At 38.3% G+C, this 16,525-nt stretch carries 11 protein-coding genes; 4 read left to right on the top strand and 7 right to left on the bottom strand.

Annotated elements, in window-relative coordinates; translation table 11 throughout:
- The first annotated feature begins 25 nt into the window (after nt 1-25).
- Nucleotides 26-5,017, top strand: a complete 4,992-nt coding sequence (locus RCC89_09765) for a C25 family cysteine peptidase (GenBank protein WMJ73445.1) — start codon at nt 26-28, stop codon at nt 5,015-5,017.
- Nucleotides 5,018-5,116: 99 nt separating this feature from the next.
- Here the strand turns inward: RCC89_09765 and RCC89_09770 are convergent, their stop codons facing one another.
- Together RCC89_09770 and RCC89_09775 are read right to left on the bottom strand one after the other, a co-directional pair.
- The gene (locus RCC89_09770) at nt 5,117-6,337 is read right to left on the bottom strand and encodes a DEAD/DEAH box helicase (GenBank protein WMJ73446.1); all 1,221 of its coding nucleotides are present in this window, start codon (nt 6,335-6,337) and stop codon (nt 5,117-5,119) included.
- Nucleotides 6,338-6,610: 273 nt separating this feature from the next.
- Nucleotides 6,611-7,102, bottom strand: coding sequence for a VOC family protein (locus RCC89_09775; protein WMJ73447.1), 492 nt, complete (start codon nt 7,100-7,102; stop codon nt 6,611-6,613).
- Nucleotides 7,103-7,415: 313 nt separating this feature from the next.
- Here RCC89_09775 and RCC89_09780 point away from each other — a divergent pair, with 313 nt between their 5' ends.
- Nucleotides 7,416-7,970 carry a hypothetical protein gene (locus tag RCC89_09780; GenBank protein WMJ73448.1) on the top strand — a complete coding sequence of 185 codons (555 nt, stop codon included), beginning with the start codon at nt 7,416-7,418 and terminating at the stop codon, nt 7,968-7,970.
- A complete protein-coding gene (gene miaA / locus RCC89_09785) occupies nt 7,967-8,875 on the top strand; it encodes a tRNA (adenosine(37)-N6)-dimethylallyltransferase MiaA (protein WMJ73449.1) in 909 nt (302 codons plus the stop codon). Before RCC89_09780 ends, miaA begins: the two co-directional genes overlap by 4 nt.
- Before the next feature lie 42 nt (nt 8,876-8,917).
- Here miaA and pfkA read toward each other — a convergent pair whose 3' ends face one another.
- Together pfkA and RCC89_09795 are read right to left on the bottom strand one after the other, a co-directional pair.
- Nucleotides 8,918-9,922 (bottom strand): 6-phosphofructokinase, encoded by a 1,005-nt coding sequence (pfkA, locus tag RCC89_09790; protein WMJ73450.1) that lies wholly within the window; start codon nt 9,920-9,922, stop codon nt 8,918-8,920.
- 251 nt (nt 9,923-10,173) lie between these two features.
- Entirely contained in the window at nt 10,174-11,655 is a 1,482-nt protein-coding gene (locus RCC89_09795; GenBank protein WMJ73451.1) for a polysaccharide biosynthesis C-terminal domain-containing protein, read from the bottom strand.
- A gap of 133 nt (nt 11,656-11,788) precedes the next feature.
- Here RCC89_09795 and RCC89_09800 point away from each other — a divergent pair, with 133 nt between their 5' ends.
- On the top strand, nt 11,789-13,138 hold the full coding sequence (locus tag RCC89_09800; GenBank protein ID WMJ73452.1) for a hypothetical protein: 1,350 nt from the start codon (nt 11,789-11,791) through the stop codon (nt 13,136-13,138).
- Between the two features lie 188 nt (nt 13,139-13,326).
- On the opposite strand, the gene RCC89_09805 is transcribed toward RCC89_09800, so the two are convergent.
- The 3 genes from RCC89_09805 to RCC89_09815 form a co-directional block, all read right to left on the bottom strand.
- A complete protein-coding gene (locus tag RCC89_09805) occupies nt 13,327-14,349 on the bottom strand; it encodes a LicD family protein (protein ID WMJ73453.1) in 1,023 nt (340 codons plus the stop codon).
- 35 nt (nt 14,350-14,384) lie between these two features.
- Nucleotides 14,385-15,029 (bottom strand): NTP transferase domain-containing protein, encoded by a 645-nt coding sequence (locus tag RCC89_09810; GenBank protein WMJ73454.1) that lies wholly within the window; start codon nt 15,027-15,029, stop codon nt 14,385-14,387.
- 636 nt (nt 15,030-15,665) lie between these two features.
- On the bottom strand, nt 15,666-16,295 hold the full coding sequence (locus RCC89_09815; GenBank protein ID WMJ73455.1) for a class I SAM-dependent methyltransferase: 630 nt from the start codon (nt 16,293-16,295) through the stop codon (nt 15,666-15,668).
- Nucleotides 16,296-16,525: the final 230 nt, after the last annotated feature.

Below are 16,525 nucleotides of genomic sequence, written 5' to 3' on the forward strand. Positions count from 1 at the left end.
TGCAATATTATTAAAATACCTCTTTTTGTGTATTGCATTTTTGGTGCATTTCGTGGCGCTTGGACAAAGTGATTTTTTTTCATGGATCGAATCTGGCAATCAATATCTTAAGATTACAACCGCACAAACGGGGATACATTATATCAGTAATGACAAACTCGCTGCTGCAGGTGTGCCATTAAATAATCCTGATGCGATCAAATTGTATCATCGTGGTGTAGAACAGGCGATAGATGTCACCTCCGAAGGCCTTTATTTTTATGGTAAGGAAAACGATGGTACGTTAGACGCTCATTTATATGTCAATAACGCACAGCCGCACCCTTGGTACAACCTTTTCTCTGACAGTACTGCTTATTTCTTGACGTGGTCCAGTGCTTCGGGAAAGAGAATGGAGACGATAGAAGCTGTTTCTTCTGAAAGCCCTGATACCTATCATATGCAGGAGCTTATTAAGGTATACACAGATAACTATTCTGAAGGAATGGTTTATAACACTTATAATACCTTATCGGAATTCGACCTTGGTGAAGGGTGGACTGGCCCTATTGTTTCGCGCGCTGCCAATGCGGCTACTGTTACCCATACCGTAGAGTTGGAAACCCAAAACTTATATGCGCAAGGTAAGGATGCTAAGGTGGAGGTTGTATTGGCAGGGAGGAACCGCCTTCCCCATGATGTAACTGTCTTGGTTGGAAATCCCAACGCTCCGGCCACTAGTTCTTCTGTCAGCTCTTTTACCTCTTATAGAACCAGAAAGGTTTTACTGCAAGTGCCTATGTCTGCTTTTTCGGCAGATGGTAAACTTAGTCTTTCTATCAGGTTGAACAGTGGCAGTGCCGCTGACGCTGTTTCTATCTCAGCTATTAGACTTCTGTATCCGCAGTCTTTTAACATGGGTGGTACACTTGCACAACACTTTAGATTGTCGGAGAATGCTTCAGGAAACTCTAATTTGGAATTGCCTGGAGCACCTGCCAATGCAGTAGTCTATGATATAACAGATGAAAATAATATTTTTAAAATTGCTTCTCAAGTAGAGAACAATACACTACGAGCTGCTGTACCTAATACTACTGCATCAAGGAAGATCTTGGTCAATAGTAATGAAAACCTCATTACAGTAGACCAGCTAAAAGCTGTAGAAATGCATACTTATCGTAATGCAGATGCTCATAATGCAAACTTTATTTTGTTGTCTCATCCTACCCTATGGTCGGCTGCGTCCGAGTATGCTTCTTACCGTCGTTCTGGCACAGGGGGCGGCCACAAAGTTCTTTTAGCTGATGTAGAAAAAATTTATGACCAATTTTCGTATGGGGAGAAAACACCTTTGGCCATACATAATTTCTGTAAGTATCTTGTAGAAAATGGAAACCCTGAATACCTTTTTATTTTTGGAAAAGGGCTGACCGTTAATTTTCATGGAAATACAGCCCAAGGCAATCGTTTCTACAGACATGACCCGCACGCTTTTATCAACAATAGCCATGCAGATTTTCGACTTCAGGATTTTATACCGCCTGCCGGAGTACCTGGAACGGATAATTTATATGTTATGGGGCTAATAGATTCCCTTCCGAGTCATAACCTTGCGGTTCCCGTTGGTCGTGCACCAGTTAGAAATTTGGCTGAAGCGCGTGCTTATCTGCAAAAGGTTAAAGACCATGAATCATTGGACAGTCGACAGCTTTGGAGAAAGCACTTGGTACATATAAGTGGAGGAACGAGTGAATATCAGCAAAATTCCTTCCGAAACAATGTTAACAACCTTAGAGCTATTGTTGAAGATACAGTGTTTGGTGGAAATGTTGTCGCAACTTATTCCAAGCAAAACACAAACACTGTGGACGATGCGTTTCGGGAGTCTTTTTCCAGTATTGTCAATGAAGGGATTTCCTATATGACTTTTTTTGGACATTCGGCTCCCGCTTTGACTGAAGTGGATATTGGATATGTTTCTAACCCTTTGCATGGGTACAATAATTACAAAAAGTATCCGATGATCTTGATGAACGGTTGTAACTCAGGTAATCCTTATGTAAAAACTTCTATTACAGAGGACTGGATTATAACACAGAACAAAGGAGCGATTCTTGTGCTAGGGCATACTGATTATGGGTTAACAGACCAATTGTACTATTTCAGCCGGTCTTTTTACCAGACAGCCTTTAGAAGCAGGGTGTTTTCTGGAAGGTCGGTTGGTAAAATACATCAGCGGGTAGTCAGGAACTTTATGTACAACAATGCTTCTAACCGAACGCAGGTTCAACAGATGATGTTGCAGGGCGACCCTTCTGTAAAAGTTTATGCGCCAACTTTGCCTGATTATCATATTACGGGTGATAATATCTTTTTGGAATCTTTTGACGATAATCCTGTTACTGCAGTCTCAGATTCTTTTCAGGTTGGTATCGTAATTACCAATTTCGGACACTTTTATCGTGACGATTCGGTAACTGTGGCCTTGTCAAGAACTATCAATGGGTTAACTTCCCAACTTGGACAAATACGTGTGCCTGGAATAGCCTATAAAGATACTTTGTACCACACGGTTCATTCAAGAGATGCCAATACCTTTGGTATGAATGTTTTTGATGTAGTTATAGATCCAGAAGGTGAAATAGAAGAATCTGACCGTACTAATAATGCAGCATCCTTAAGTTATTTTATGCCACTAACGGGTGTTTCTCCTGTCTTTCCTAAGGAATATGGAATTGTTAGCGAATTGCCTGTTACCTTAATAGCTCAATCCACAGACCTGCTGATTGGAGAAAAAGATTATTATATTGAATTAGATACATCACATACTTTTAATAGTCCCTTTAGGAAGTCTTCTATAATTAACTCAGGGTCTTTGTTAAAGTGGGATGTTCCATCTTTGTTGCCAGAGACGCCAGCTAATGATAGCACTGTTTATTATTGGCGTGCGAGGTTTAATGAGATACCAACAGGGCAAGATACTTTATGGGCAAATAGCTCTTTTATTTATATTAAAGATAGCCCGAATGGTTGGTCTCAAAGTGCATTCCCTCAGTTTTACAGAGCTTCCCTGGACGATGTGGTTAGGGATAAAGATACACGCCGCTGGGACTTTGAACCGGTGCAAACAAGAATTGTAGCAGCTTCGGCGGGTGCAGAATATGAAGATCATTACAATGGTTCCATACCTAATACCGAGCTTGCCATTAATGATCGAGCTTTGGTTTTTTACAGAAATGAAATCCCGAGGGGGAGCTGTACCGCAAATTCTATTTTGGCTGTAGGCTTTAACCGGTCAACCAGTAGACCGTATGCGTTGACCGGAAATCCCTGTGGACACAATCAATATGCAGACCAGACGCGTGTGATCAATGCCATTACGGCTCCGAGTGTTTTGGAAAATGTGCTTAATGAACTCCCTGATAACGATCATATTTTGTTGATGAGTTATGGCAATGTAAACTTAAGTGCTTGGGGATTGAAAGAGATACTTGAAGAACGATTTGGGTTTGAAAATATCGATAGCCTTTCTGCTGGCAAACCTTTTGTCTTAATAGGTAAAAAACATCCCGAGAATACCCCAGTTGCAGAAAGGCAACCTCTTTTAAATCTTTATGGCGATGCAGATGATATCGTGCATGCAGATATTTCCATTAATGGAAAGAGGGATAGGGGGCGTATTGCTTCTACTGTTATAGGCCCTTCTTCAGGATGGGGCAAACTGTACCGTGATATAAAAGTAAAAGGTGAGCATAAAGAGTGGAAAATGACCATAAAAGGCTATGACCTTGAACAAAAAAATCCTGTAGAGTTGTACCGTGGAATGCCTGATGATTCTTTAGACTTGGGTTTTATAAACCATGAGCAATATCCCTTTATCAGGTTGGTTGCCTATATTTCGGATACGGTAAACTTACAAGCGCCACAATTGAAACGTTGGCAGGTGATTTATAACGGCGTTCCAGAAGGTACATTAAACACTACTTTGGCTGGTGTTGAGCAATACAAGGTGGAAGATAGGGTAGAGGGGGATAGTGTTAGGTTGAATTTTATTTTTGAGAATATATCAGACCTTGATTTTAAGGATACTGTTAAAGTTCAATATACGCTTAGAGCTAACAATGAGGTGAAAATAGAAGAAGTGGTGCCTATAGGAAAGTTGAAGGCTTGGGAAAAACTAAAGTTTGAGTATGCAGTGCCTACGAGAAATGCAGCCGGTAAGAATGATTTTCAGGTCTATGTTAACCCGAAGCTTCAACCGGAGGTTTATTATCACAATAACCTATTAAACCTAAATTATACTGTTGAAAAAGATATGACCAGTCCTGTACTGGATGTAGCTTTCGACGGAATTCACATTATGGATGGAGATATCGTTTCTCCGAGTCCAATGATCAACATCTCAATTAATGACGAAAATAAATATCTTTTGAAGAAAGATACAGCAGAAATGCGTATTTTTCTTAAAGCTCCGTGTGAAAACTGCGATTTTAAACAGGTGTTTTTTACTGATCCGGAAATAGTCAATTATGGACAATCGGCTGATAAGAAAAATAGTTTTAAGGTCGACTACAACCCCAAAAATCTGGCGGATGGAATTTATACCTTGCGTATTCAAGGGGCTACCGACGAATCGGGGAATAGTTCAGGTGGGCCTTTTGAAATAAAATTTGAGGTAGTCAATGAAGCTTCCATTACTAATATTTACCCATATCCTAACCCTTTTTCCAGTAGCACCAGGTTCGTATTTACCTTAACGGGCAGTGAGATCCCTCGTGATATGAAAATTCAAATCATGACTGTAACAGGCAAAGTGGTCAGAGAAATTATGATGGAAGAACTGGGGCCTTTGAGGATAGGAAACAATATTACAGAGTATGCTTGGGACGGTACAGATGAGTTTGGTGACAGGTTGGCCAATGGTGTCTACCTTTATCGAGTTGTAATTAGGGACGGTGACGATCTAAATCACCGCCAAACAGCAGGGGACAAAGGTTTTAAGAAAGGTTATGGGAAAATGTATATTTTAAGGTAATGTTAGGCGAGATTTATTGATGCTACTATGTAAGACCAAGATGAAATAAGCAATAGGACTTTTTAACACCCCGATCCTATTGCCTAATTTTAAATAGCCCTATTGGTCTTTCTTTTTATAGAACTTCTTTTTTCTAAATGGCTTTCTTCCGCCTTTCTTTTTGTTGATAAGAGCTTTGTATTCAGGCGCAGGTCCAAACTGTTCAGGAACAGGTATTTTTTCTACATCCTTACCCATCAACTGCTCAATTCTCCGAAACTTTCTTTGATCTTTTTCATTGATAAAGGAGATTGCTCTTCCTTTAGTGGCGGCACGTGCGGTCCTGCCTATCCGGTGAATATAATCTTCAGCGTCACCAGGGATGTCATAATTGATGACAAGGTCGATGTTTTCTATATCTATTCCTCTTGAGATAAGGTCAGTACCTATTAAGATACGGAATTGTCTGTTCTTGAAGTTGTTGAAAATAGCTTCCCTTTCAGGTTGCTCAAGGTCAGAGTGGATGGCGTTTGCATCTAGTCCAGCTTTTTTAAGGGTTTTGTTAAGCTCCCTTACATTTTGTTTGGTTGAAGCAAAAATGATAATGCTTTCCAGCTCCTCTGCTTTTAGCACCTCTTGTAAAATGGGCAGTTTCTGTTCCTCATGTACCACGTATGCCTCTTGGCGTATTTTTTCGGCTGGCATGGAAACGGCAATGTTGATTTGTACAGGATCATTCATTAGTTCTGAAGCCAGCTTTCTTATTTTAGGCGGCATGGTAGCAGAAAGTAAAATGTTCTGACGGTCTGCTGGAAGCTGCCTGATGATTTTAACAATGTCATCATAAAAGCCCATGTCCATCATTTTGTCTGCTTCATCTAGTACAAGGTGTTTGATTTCTTTTGTGTTTACATATCCAGAAGCAAGGTGACTGATAAGCCTACCTGGGGTAGCAATGATTACATCAGCGCCTCCTTTTTTTAAGGCTTTTCTTTCTCTTTCATAAGCAGCCCCGTCTCCGCCTCCTGTGATAGGGAAAGTCTCAACGGAGGTGAAATATGTAAGCCCTTCAGCTACCTGATCTACCTGACTGGCTAATTCACGTGTAGGAACAATAATAATTGTGCTCAGGTTACGGCTTTCTTGTTTTAAAGCATGGTTAATAACTGGCAACAGGTATGCGGCAGTCTTTCCTGTTCCTGTTTGTGCACAAGCTATTATGTCTTTTCCTGACATGATTTCAGGTATGGCTTGAGCTTGAATAGGGGTGGGGGTCTTAAAATTCATTGATGACATGCCTTCATATAAGGCGCTGTCAAATTTAAAATCATCAAATGTCATAGGTTATTTGTTTCTAAACTGAGAAAAGCACATTACTTTTCTACCTTTCTCCTCTTTTAGTTTTTTGCTTCAGTTTGTGCTAAAAAATTTCTGTTCCCGATCCTCATAGACTGAGACAGTAACTAAAAACCATATTAGAAGTAGGCTAATATATCAATTATTTTAATTTAAACCAATTAACCGAATTTTTGGTTTCGTGGTACGGCAAATGTTTCCGGAATGGTAAGTAACAACAGAAGGTTGAATGTATATTTTTTCGGTTTGCTGATATAGCTACTCTAATTCTTTTAGCAAATCTTCCAAGTCAAGAGATTTCGTATACATGTCTAACGAACCGTCCATTTTTTTTGGCCACAGGTCTTTTGGTCTGTCCCAATAGAGTTCAATTCCGTTTGAGTCAGGATCATTAAGATATATTGCTTCAGAGACCCCATGATCTGATGCGCCCGATAAGGGGTAGTTGACATGCTGTAGCCGTTGGAGAATGGTTGCCAAGTCTTTTCTTGAAGGATATAATATGGCTGTGTGGAACAGTCCTACGGCATTTTTTGCTGCTGGGGGTGCATTTTTACTAAACCAAGTATTTAAACCTATGTGATGATGATACCCCCCAGCCGATATAAAGGCAGCATCTTTCCCGTAAGTGGTAGTCAATTCAAACCCCAAGAGTCCACAATAAAAGTCTAACGCTCGTTGCAGGTCGGAAACCTTAAGGTGTACATGACCTATTTGGGTTTTACTTGGGATAGAATAGCCTGATTTCATACGTATATAGGTTTATAGCGCTCGTCATTTACTAATTGCTATACTTTTTAAATATTAGAATGTTCTTCAGCCATAGCTGGTAATGAGGAAGGGGGGGCATGGTTTTTTAATAGAATAATTGTGGGGATGGTGTTCAATTGTGCGTTTCTTAACTACCTTTTTATCATAAATTTTCAATAAAGCCGTTTTTTAAATTAATTTTATTGAACTTTAAGGTTATTTTATTTGACTTTTTTTGTAATTTTCAACTAGTGTTATCTTTGATGAAATATTAATTATTGAAAATCATTGTTTTAAATAAATTAATTATCGTATGACTAGAATCACTGCACAAGGAGCTATTTTATTGTTTGGTACGCTACTATGCTTTTCAACTTTTGCTCAGACGGGGAAAAGCTTTCCGGGTTTGGTAGGTACCACTCTAACGGATCAGGAAATTAACCTTCCTGTGGATACAAAAGGAAAGTTTACTTTGTTAGGGCTGGCTTATTCAAAGAAAGCCGAAGATGATTTGGTTACATGGTATGAACCTGTATATAATACTTTTATCAATAAATCATCCACCCCCTCTCTCTTTGACTTTGACTATGATGTGAATTTGTATTTTGTTCCCATGTTTACTGGTGCGAGCAAAGCTGTTTCAGGAAAGGTCGTAAAAAAAATGCAAAAGAATGTTGATAAAAAGCTCCAACCTTATGTACTTGTCTATTCTGGCAAAATAGATGATTACAAAGATTATCTTGATTTGAGCAAAAAAGATACACCTTACTTTTTTGTGTTAGATAAAGATGGAAAAATCATTTATGCCACTTCCGGGGAGTTTTCAGAAGATAAACTTGATCAGATAGAAGAGTTGGTAGAAGAATGAGTAAATTCCTGGTCGTAATAACCGGCCCCACGGCTTGTGGCAAGACAGATCTTTGCGTTCGTTTGGCCAAGCATTTTCAAACGGAGGTGATATCTGCAGACTCCCGACAGTTTTTTCGTGAAATGAGTATTGGTACAGCCAAACCTGACATTAGCGAACTAGAAGGAGTTAAACATCACTTTATTGATTCTCATTCCGTTTTTGAAGAGTATAATGCTGGTCAATATGAGTCAGATGTTTTAAGCCTCCTTGCATTACTTTTTAAATCAAAGAACCCTGTAATAATGACAGGAGGGTCAGGTATGTACATTCAAGCTGTTTGTGAAGGTTTTGATGCGCTACCTGAAGGAAATGCTGAAGTAAGAGCGGAGCTTAACAGTTTGCTAAAGGAGCGAGGGCTAGAGGTTTTGTTAGAGGAGTTGAAAGAAAAAGATCCTGTTTACTTTAGCACGGTTGATAGGGCTAACCCGCAGCGGGTCATAAGGGCTTTGGAGGTAATAAGATGTTCAGGTAAACCATACTCATCATTTCGAAAGAAAGAGGCTTCTGAAAGACCCTTTAAAAGTATTAAGATTTGTATCGAGCGACCTCGGGAGGAGTTGTATGACCGTATCAATCGACGGGTAGATTTGATGATGGAACACGGTTTGCTAAAGGAGGCAGAAAGGCTTTATGAAAATCGTCATCTTAACCCATTGCAAACGGTCGGTTATCAGGAACTTTTTGATTTTATGGAGGGGAAAACCTCACTAGAAGAGGCCGTAGAATTAATTAAAAGAAATACCCGCAGGTATGCTAAAAGGCAAATAACCTGGTTTCGCCGCGATCCAGAAATGAACTGGTTTCCGGCAGGTGCGGAAAGGGAGATTCAAAAATTTATTGAAGACGCCATAAGACATTCATAAAAAAAGCCTGATCAATTCAGGCTTTTTTTATATCAACTGTAATTATTGAATAATAGGAGGATCTGTCTGATATTTCCTGCCATTGAGTATTTCAACAATTCTAATAAGGTCTTTGTTGATCGGTTTTTTCTTAGTAATAGTATCTTTAAGCGGCGTATAGCAAAGGCTTCTGTTGATTACACCAACCATAACGTTAGATTTACCTTTGATAAGTCCTTCAACTGCACCAAGTCCTAAACGGCTTGCCAGCACCCTATCAGAAGCACTAGGGGCTCCACCTCTTTGAACGTGTCCCAATGTGGTTACTTTGGTGTCGAGGTGTGGGCATGCTTGTTTTACATTTTGAGCGATTTGGTGCGCACCACCAGTTTCTTCTCCTTCCGCAACGATAATGATATGCGAAGCTTTAGATTGGCTTGAGCCATATTTTAGTTTGGTAATGACATCTTTGACTTCGTCTTTAGTTTCAGGCATCAAAGCCATTTCTGCACCACCAGCTATAGCCGAGCGAACAGCAATATAACCCGTGTCACGTCCCATTACTTCTATAAAGAAGATCCTTTCGTGTGCATCTGCGGTATCCCTAATTTTATCAATAGCAGCTAACGCAGTGTTAACAGCCGTATCATAGCCAATGGTAAAGTCAGTACCAAAAAGGTCATTGTCTATGGTTCCTGGTACACCTATGCAAGGGATTTCAAATTCATTGTAAAACAACTCAGCACCTGTGAAAGTACCGTTACCACCAATAGCAATAATGCCTTCTATGCCATTTTCTTTTAGTTTTTCGTATGCTTTTCTACGGCCTTCTTTTGTCCTGAATTCTTCACTTCTGGCAGATTTAAGGATTGTTCCTCCTTTTTGAATGATATTACTAACAGATCTGTCATCCATCTCAATGAAGTCTCCGTTGATCATGCCGTCATATCCACGATAGACACCAAAAACATCTAATCCAAAATAGTGTCCGGAACGTACTACCGCTCTTATACAGGCATTCATGCCCGGAGCATCTCCTCCGGAAGTAAATACAGCTATCTTTTTCATATATCCCTGTTAAATAATCATTGGCAATTTTAAGAAAAAAAAAGATGTTTTAAAATTTATTTATCATTAAGATTTGCCCGATTATGAATATTAAATTTTTTTATACTTTAAACTCGATTTATTCAATAAAATTTTTTTTAAAAACAAATTTGGAGAATGCATGCTTTTAGCCCTGGTTTTGTCATGTATCCATTATACACATTTGTATTAATATTATCCATGTTTAGGGTTCTTCAAATTGGCTAACTTTGCTATGCTTTCCTTTTTAGAACCTTTAAAACCAGATCGGTAAGCTCTGGTGAGATCTTGAAATACAAAATTGGAAATAAGTATATTACTGTAATAGCAGTTGCAGTAATAAAAAGGTTCAGAACAGCATGCTCTGTTTCTGGTAAAATACCGGCTATAAAATAGGCTATGATGCCTAACAGCAATACTTTAGGTGTATGAACTGTAAATGGTTGTATTCTGAACTTTGCTACTATAAAAATGTATTTGCAAGTATTGAAAACAAGTACAGATAGTGCTGTAGCCATGGCCGCACCTGTTATCCCGTAGATAGGTATAAAAATAAAATTGGTTGCAATAGTTAGAAGTACTAAGGTCAGGGTGAAGTAAAAATGGTATCGGTAATATTTTGAATAGTTAATTATTTCTGAGTTGTTGCCTGTAGCCATATCAAACAGTTTTGCGAGGCCCACAAAAAGCAGAGGCCATTTGCCTGCACTATAAATGTGAGAATTGGGAATTATTGAAAAAATGGCATCAATCCCAGTCCATAATACCAAAAAAATATATCCTCCGACTATCATTTGATTTAAGGAACTTTTGTGATAAAGATCTTTAACCAGTTGATGGTCATCGTTCTTAAAGGCATTGGATAAAATAGGACTGCTTATTTGCAATAGAGCCCTTTTGGGTACTTCTATGACAGAGGCTATATAAAGTGCCAACGAGTAAATGCCTAATTCAGCCAGATCCTGCATTATGTAGGATATCATTACTGTGTCAATCTTAAAGACCAGTAAAGCAGCAGTGCTTCCGAAAAAACCATAGGCACTGAAAGAAGCTATATCTTTAAGGATTTTACCTTTGAATTTTCTTAGGTCAAGTTTTATCAGAAGCTGGCCTATACTATTGACGTAAACCACCAGCATTAGAAAGGCTATGGCATAAGTTGCGGCAAATAAATACCAAAATAGGTTTATACTTATGATGTCCAGTATAAAGAGCAGTATGAGTATTGAGAGGGATAGCCTTAGAAAAACATCTCTGATGAGATTTGAAACAACAATATTAAAATACGCTGCATATATTTCAAAAATAATAGATAGCAGCATAAAGAAGGATATGACAAAAATTAAAGGATAATATTCATAAATTAGAGGTGAGGTTTTAACATAAATGTCAAAAATTTGTTCTCTGAAAATAAGGGCAATAGTACTTAGTAAAATAAAACCTAAAAGCGGGACAAGGATAACGAAAAACAAAAAGCCATTGTGCTTTTTAGCTTCGTTTTTAAAATATGGGAAATACCTGGTGATAACACCTCTGAATCCAAGCAAGGATATTTGTGCCATAATCAGGGAAAACTCCATGAGTACAGACCGAAGTCCTAGGTGTTCAGGTTCAAAGAACTTCGGGAATAGGAGAGCCACATTTACATACCCGATTATTATTCCTGTGTAGGATAGGAGGGTTGCAATGAAACTTTGGCGTTGGATTATTCCCATGAAATAGTCAATTTTGGGACGAAGCTATTGAAAAAGTGGCAGTTTTCATACTTGAACTGTTAATCAATGGGTTTTATTGTAAGGATAGGTTTTTGGGAGTTTTGATAGTTTAAGTTATTTGACATTCATTTTTATGACAGATCGAAAAAAAGTTTTGATTATCACTTACTACTGGCCTCCTGCTGGGGGGATAGGGGTATTGAGGTGTTTGAAGTTTGCCAAGTATTTGAGAAAGTTTGGCTGGGAGCCTGTGATTCATACTGTTGAAAATGCACAGTATCCTATTAAGGATCAATCAAACTTTAAAGATATTCCTGAAGGAATTACTGTTTTAAAAACTCCTTGTATTGAACCTTTTAATTTTTATAAGTTAATCACTGGGAAGAAAAAAGATGATCCTATGGGCAATGTGCTGAACACGCATGATAAAAAACCTGGGATTATGCATCATTTGTCTTTGTGGATAAGAGGTAACTTGTTTTTTCCAGACGCTAGAGCCCTGTGGATTAAGCCATCTGTTAAGTTTTTGAGCAAGTATCTCCAAGAAAACCCTGTTGATGCTATATTTTCAGATGGGCCGCCACATACAAATACCATGATAGCGTATCACTTGAAAAAGAAGTTAGGTATTCCTTGGGTTTCAGATTACCAGGATCCGTGGACTCAGGTAGATTATTATAAGCTATTCCCCCTTACAAGTTGGGCAGACCGCAAACATAAAAAGATGGAGCAGGAGTGTTTTAAAGCTGCCGACAAAATTACAATTGCAAGCCCAACGTGGGGAAGGCAGTTAGAAGAAATTGGCGCTTCTAAAACAGAAGTTTTGTATTATGGATATGATGAAGATGACTTCAAATCCCTGCCGCAGCAACTGGATGAAAAATTTACTATTTCCCATTCTGGCTTAATGGGGCCTGACAGATGTCCTGTGCCTTTATTTGCGGCGCTTAAAGCCCTGAAGGAAGAAGTGCCTGGGTTTGTAGATGATTTAAGGATTGTTCTGATGGGGCAGGTAGATTATGGTGTAGTAGAAGAGTTTAGAAAAGCTGGTCTTGAAAAGAATCTAATACTGAAAGGAATGGTGCCAAGGGCAGAGTCATTGCGGTGTATGATTAATTCTCAAATCCTTCTTCTGCCTTTAAACCAAGCCCGTAATGCCAAAGGGCGTATTCCTGGTAAGTTATATGAAAATCTTAGGGCTCATAGGCCAATTTTAAGCTTTGGGCCTTTGGATTCTGATGTGGCTAACATATTGAGTAACACTGGCGCTGGCGAAACCTTTGACTATTGTGATCTTGAAGGTGTAAAAGAGTTTCTGTTGAAGAGTTATAAAAAGTATAAGGCAGGTATGCTAACTGTCGATTCTTCTGACATCATTTGTTATTCTAATGAAAAACAGACTGAAAAACTCGCTTATTTATTGAATAAAGTTACTGCCAGAAGCTTAAAGAAGAAAGCTGCTTTAAAAAGAGCTTTATCGTAGGTTGCTTAACTTGTTCAACCTGAACTATGCGATAAATTTCGTCGTGAGGAGCAAAATGACAATAAATCAACACTTTTGGGTCGCAAAGCATAGCAGCGCTATGGCTAAGATATAAATGTGAGCGAAGCGACTGAATTTAAGTTGTTTTGCTAAGAAATAGAAAGTTCTATTGCATATTTCAGGTTCAACTATCTTTTTCTAAAAGCAATGAAGGCATATTTCATTAAATAGAAAATAGTGATGAAGTCCAGACGTAGTTTCAGTTTAGCTGATAAAAACAGGAAAGACTTTATGCTATTGATCTTTCGGTAAAGCTTTCTGTTTTTTTTACCTAAAGCGAGGTTTTTAACACTATAGTAATTTAATTGCTTGAGCAAATAAACGGTCTGCTTTTTTGATAGTTTGCTGGGGTAGATTTTAGTAAAGTGTGTATAGCGGTCTTTTTCTTCAGGTAATTGCATGTAGGAAGTGCCATACATGTTTATAAGATAGGCTTCAATGTTCCCTGGACTGCTAAATTCGATTTCACAAAACTTTACCTTGCTCAGAGGGAAAACATCCGAATAGTGGAAAGGACCTCTTTTTCGTTTGATCATGCAATCGTTAAAAGAAAAGTTGATCAAGTAATCTTTTCCTTCAGATACATGTGTACTAGCGTTCAGATAGTTGTTGTAAAACTCATAGAACCTGTCTTTTTCTTTGTAAACATTGTCCCCTTTAGGAAGGTATGGCTTGTGTTCTTCTAAGATTGCTTCAGGGTATTTAGGCTCACCTCTAAAGTAAACAGAAGCAACATTGGTGATGCTTTCATCTTTAGCGATTGCTTCAGGTGTATTTTCAAAGATTTTTACCGGTACGATGTCAATTTTAATTGGGAAAACACCATCTAACAAGTAGTCTATTTTCCCAAAACACTCACTCCAGTAGCCGAACTTATGTGGTGAGAAAAATAAGACATAGTCCTCGTTGTTGTTACAAAAGTCTTCCAATACAGGGAGTAGCCTATCATACTCATCTTTGGTAAGGCAAATGTCCAAATCGTCGTCCCAAGGGATAAAGCCTCCATGTCTTACAGCGCCTAACAGCGTACCACTGTCAATCCAATATTCAATGCCATGCTCTTTACATAGTTTGTCTACTATGATCAATAGCTCCAAACATATTTCATGGGTTTTTTTTAGGGCAGCGCTTCTTTCTAATGCCTTAATCATTTTGCGACTCCTTATTTTTTTACTATAGGAGGTAATTATTCAATAAATTTTGCATGCTTTAGGACATGCTCCAAGTCTTTAGGAGTATCTACCTCATAACTTTCGATGATGCATCCTTTGATAGGTAAATGCTTCTCTAGTTCTTGGTAAACGAACAGTCCTTCTTTGGAAATTTTAAAATTAGAAAAGTAAGCCAGTCCAGTCCACTCGTAGTCAGAGATTTTATCTCTGCCAAACTCTACGATGTTTTCGTTTTCGTCCAATCTGGCATAAATGGCAAACTCTGTATATGCAGGTGATACAGCAACCAAATCTTCACCTTCCATAAGCTTATCCCGGAAAGTGTCAAAAGCCTCTTGGGGCATGAGCGTGTCTCCATCCAGGTTGATAAATGGCTCTTTTAAATCATGCGAGCCTAGGTAAAGGCTATAAGAGTTCGTGGTGGTTTTAAAATCTGGATTATGAATAAAAGTAACATCTTCGCGGATGTTTTTTACATATTTCATCACTTCTTCAGCTTGATAGCCTACCACTACCCGTACATTCGGAACATCGTCAAGAAGTTTTATTAGGTAATAAATAATTCTATGGCTTCCTGCCTCTACCATGCACTTTGGCATGTTTTTTCCAAGCCTGCTGCCAAGACCTGCCGCACAAATAACAGCGTTTTTGATTTTCATTTTAATATAAAAGAAGGTTGTTCTACAAATAGTTTAAAGAGCTTAAATGCCAATTATTCTCCTTTGCTATTTCAGGCTTGCGACCCTATTATATAGCTTGTGAAATTGATAGGCATAAGCTCTTTATGGGTTAAGCAAAAGTTAATATATAACCACTTTACTAAATGAAACATAGGGACGCATCCTACAGTGTTCCATGAAAAATTAAAGAAAAATGCAATTCTAGAAAACAAGCGGTTTACCCATTTATATTGTTAACATAACACTTCAAAGGTAATTAATGTTGAGTAGCATCACAAAAAAACTTTGAAAGATTGTTTTTGCCCCGGATGGCAAATAAGAAGAGGACATTTATTATCTAGGGCCTGCTTAAAAAGCCACAAGTGTGCAAGATACGCATGGCCTTACATGAAGACGTATTGGAATACTTCGAATGTAAGGCCATAAAGTAGATTGTGCGCTTGTGGCTAGCCCAAAAAAAAGTTTTGGGTTATAAGCTTCTCCCATTACTGTGCACGGGAAAATAAAAAATAACCGAAAAAAACTTGCACCTATACCTTCTAATTCTTATAAAAGAATCAACAGGTCAATGTTTTGGGTGTTTTTCAGCGCGCCCTAGCTATCCGGGTGCAAAGTTTATGCTTTACTGCATACAAATAGAAAGTGCCTCGTATTGGGCCATACATTAAAAGTATCAGGGTAGATGTCAAAGCATTGGATGTTTGAAAATCCGGAAGCTTGTAACAATGCCATTTCGCTGTCTACCTGCCGGTATTGGGCAAAAAATTGACACTCTAGTTCTGTAGAGTAACCATCTACACAAACATCTTCAGTGAGCCCACAGTGCATCCTGACAAAAAACAGTCCTCCTGGTTTGACCATGCTATGAATGTTCTTATATATTTCAGCCATATCTTCCCTGACGAAATATTGAGCTACACCGAAGCAAAGTGCTATGTCAAATTCTTTGCGTATTTTAAATCCATACAGGTCTGCGTTGATTACTAACATATTAGGGTGGCAGTTGATAAACCTTGTAAAACCCTCAAATTTCTCAACTGCAGTAATGCTCTTGACCCTGTCTACTAGTTTGTTAATAATTAGCCCTGTGCCGCTTCCTATGTCCAACAGCTCAAAGTGTTGGTGGAGAAAGGGGGATAGAAAATCTAGTTCTAAATCTGTGGTATCGACCCTTTTATTCTTTACCTCAGTTGGAGATATAATTCTCTTAGAAAGATTTCCCCAGTAGTTTTCCCCCTCACGCATAGATTTTAGGTTTTGTTTTCATGAATTTTTAAAGCGAACAAATAGTGTTTTGAGTGAAATAGCTGGATTGTTTTTATTTGATTTTTTCTACTTTTATAAAGTGTCTTAACTTGTTGAAGTAGTGTGTTTTGAAAATATTTTTGTTTCTTTTTATATTATAGTTTATCCCAGGGGTAATTTATAATTTTTTATTGATTTTAACGCTAGAGTTGAATGCTGCGGATGATTTT

This window comes from Cytophagaceae bacterium ABcell3, from assembly GCA_030913385.1.
Lineage (GTDB): Bacteria > Bacteroidota > Bacteroidia > Cytophagales > Cytophagaceae > ABcell3.

Bases quoted from the DNA above. Each gene is read 5' to 3' on its own strand.
- RCC89_09770 (WMJ73446.1), bottom strand. From the start codon at position 6,337: ATGACATTTGATGATTTTAAATTTGACAGCGCCTTATATGAAGGCATG.
- miaA (WMJ73449.1), top strand. From the start codon at position 7,967: ATGAGTAAATTCCTGGTCGTAATAACCGGCCCCACGGCTTGTGGCAAG.
- RCC89_09815 (WMJ73455.1), bottom strand. From the start codon at position 16,295: ATGCGTGAGGGGGAAAACTACTGGGGAAATCTTTCTAAGAGAATTATA.
- RCC89_09805 (WMJ73453.1), bottom strand. From the start codon at position 14,349: ATGATTAAGGCATTAGAAAGAAGCGCTGCCCTAAAAAAAACCCATGAA.
- pfkA (WMJ73450.1), bottom strand. From the start codon at position 9,922: ATGAAAAAGATAGCTGTATTTACTTCCGGAGGAGATGCTCCGGGCATG.
- RCC89_09780 (WMJ73448.1), top strand. From the start codon at position 7,416: ATGACTAGAATCACTGCACAAGGAGCTATTTTATTGTTTGGTACGCTA.
- RCC89_09795 (WMJ73451.1), bottom strand. From the start codon at position 11,655: ATGGGAATAATCCAACGCCAAAGTTTCATTGCAACCCTCCTATCCTAC.
- RCC89_09800 (WMJ73452.1), top strand. From the start codon at position 11,789: ATGACAGATCGAAAAAAAGTTTTGATTATCACTTACTACTGGCCTCCT.
- RCC89_09810 (WMJ73454.1), bottom strand. From the start codon at position 15,029: ATGAAAATCAAAAACGCTGTTATTTGTGCGGCAGGTCTTGGCAGCAGG.
- RCC89_09775 (WMJ73447.1), bottom strand. From the start codon at position 7,102: ATGAAATCAGGCTATTCTATCCCAAGTAAAACCCAAATAGGTCATGTA.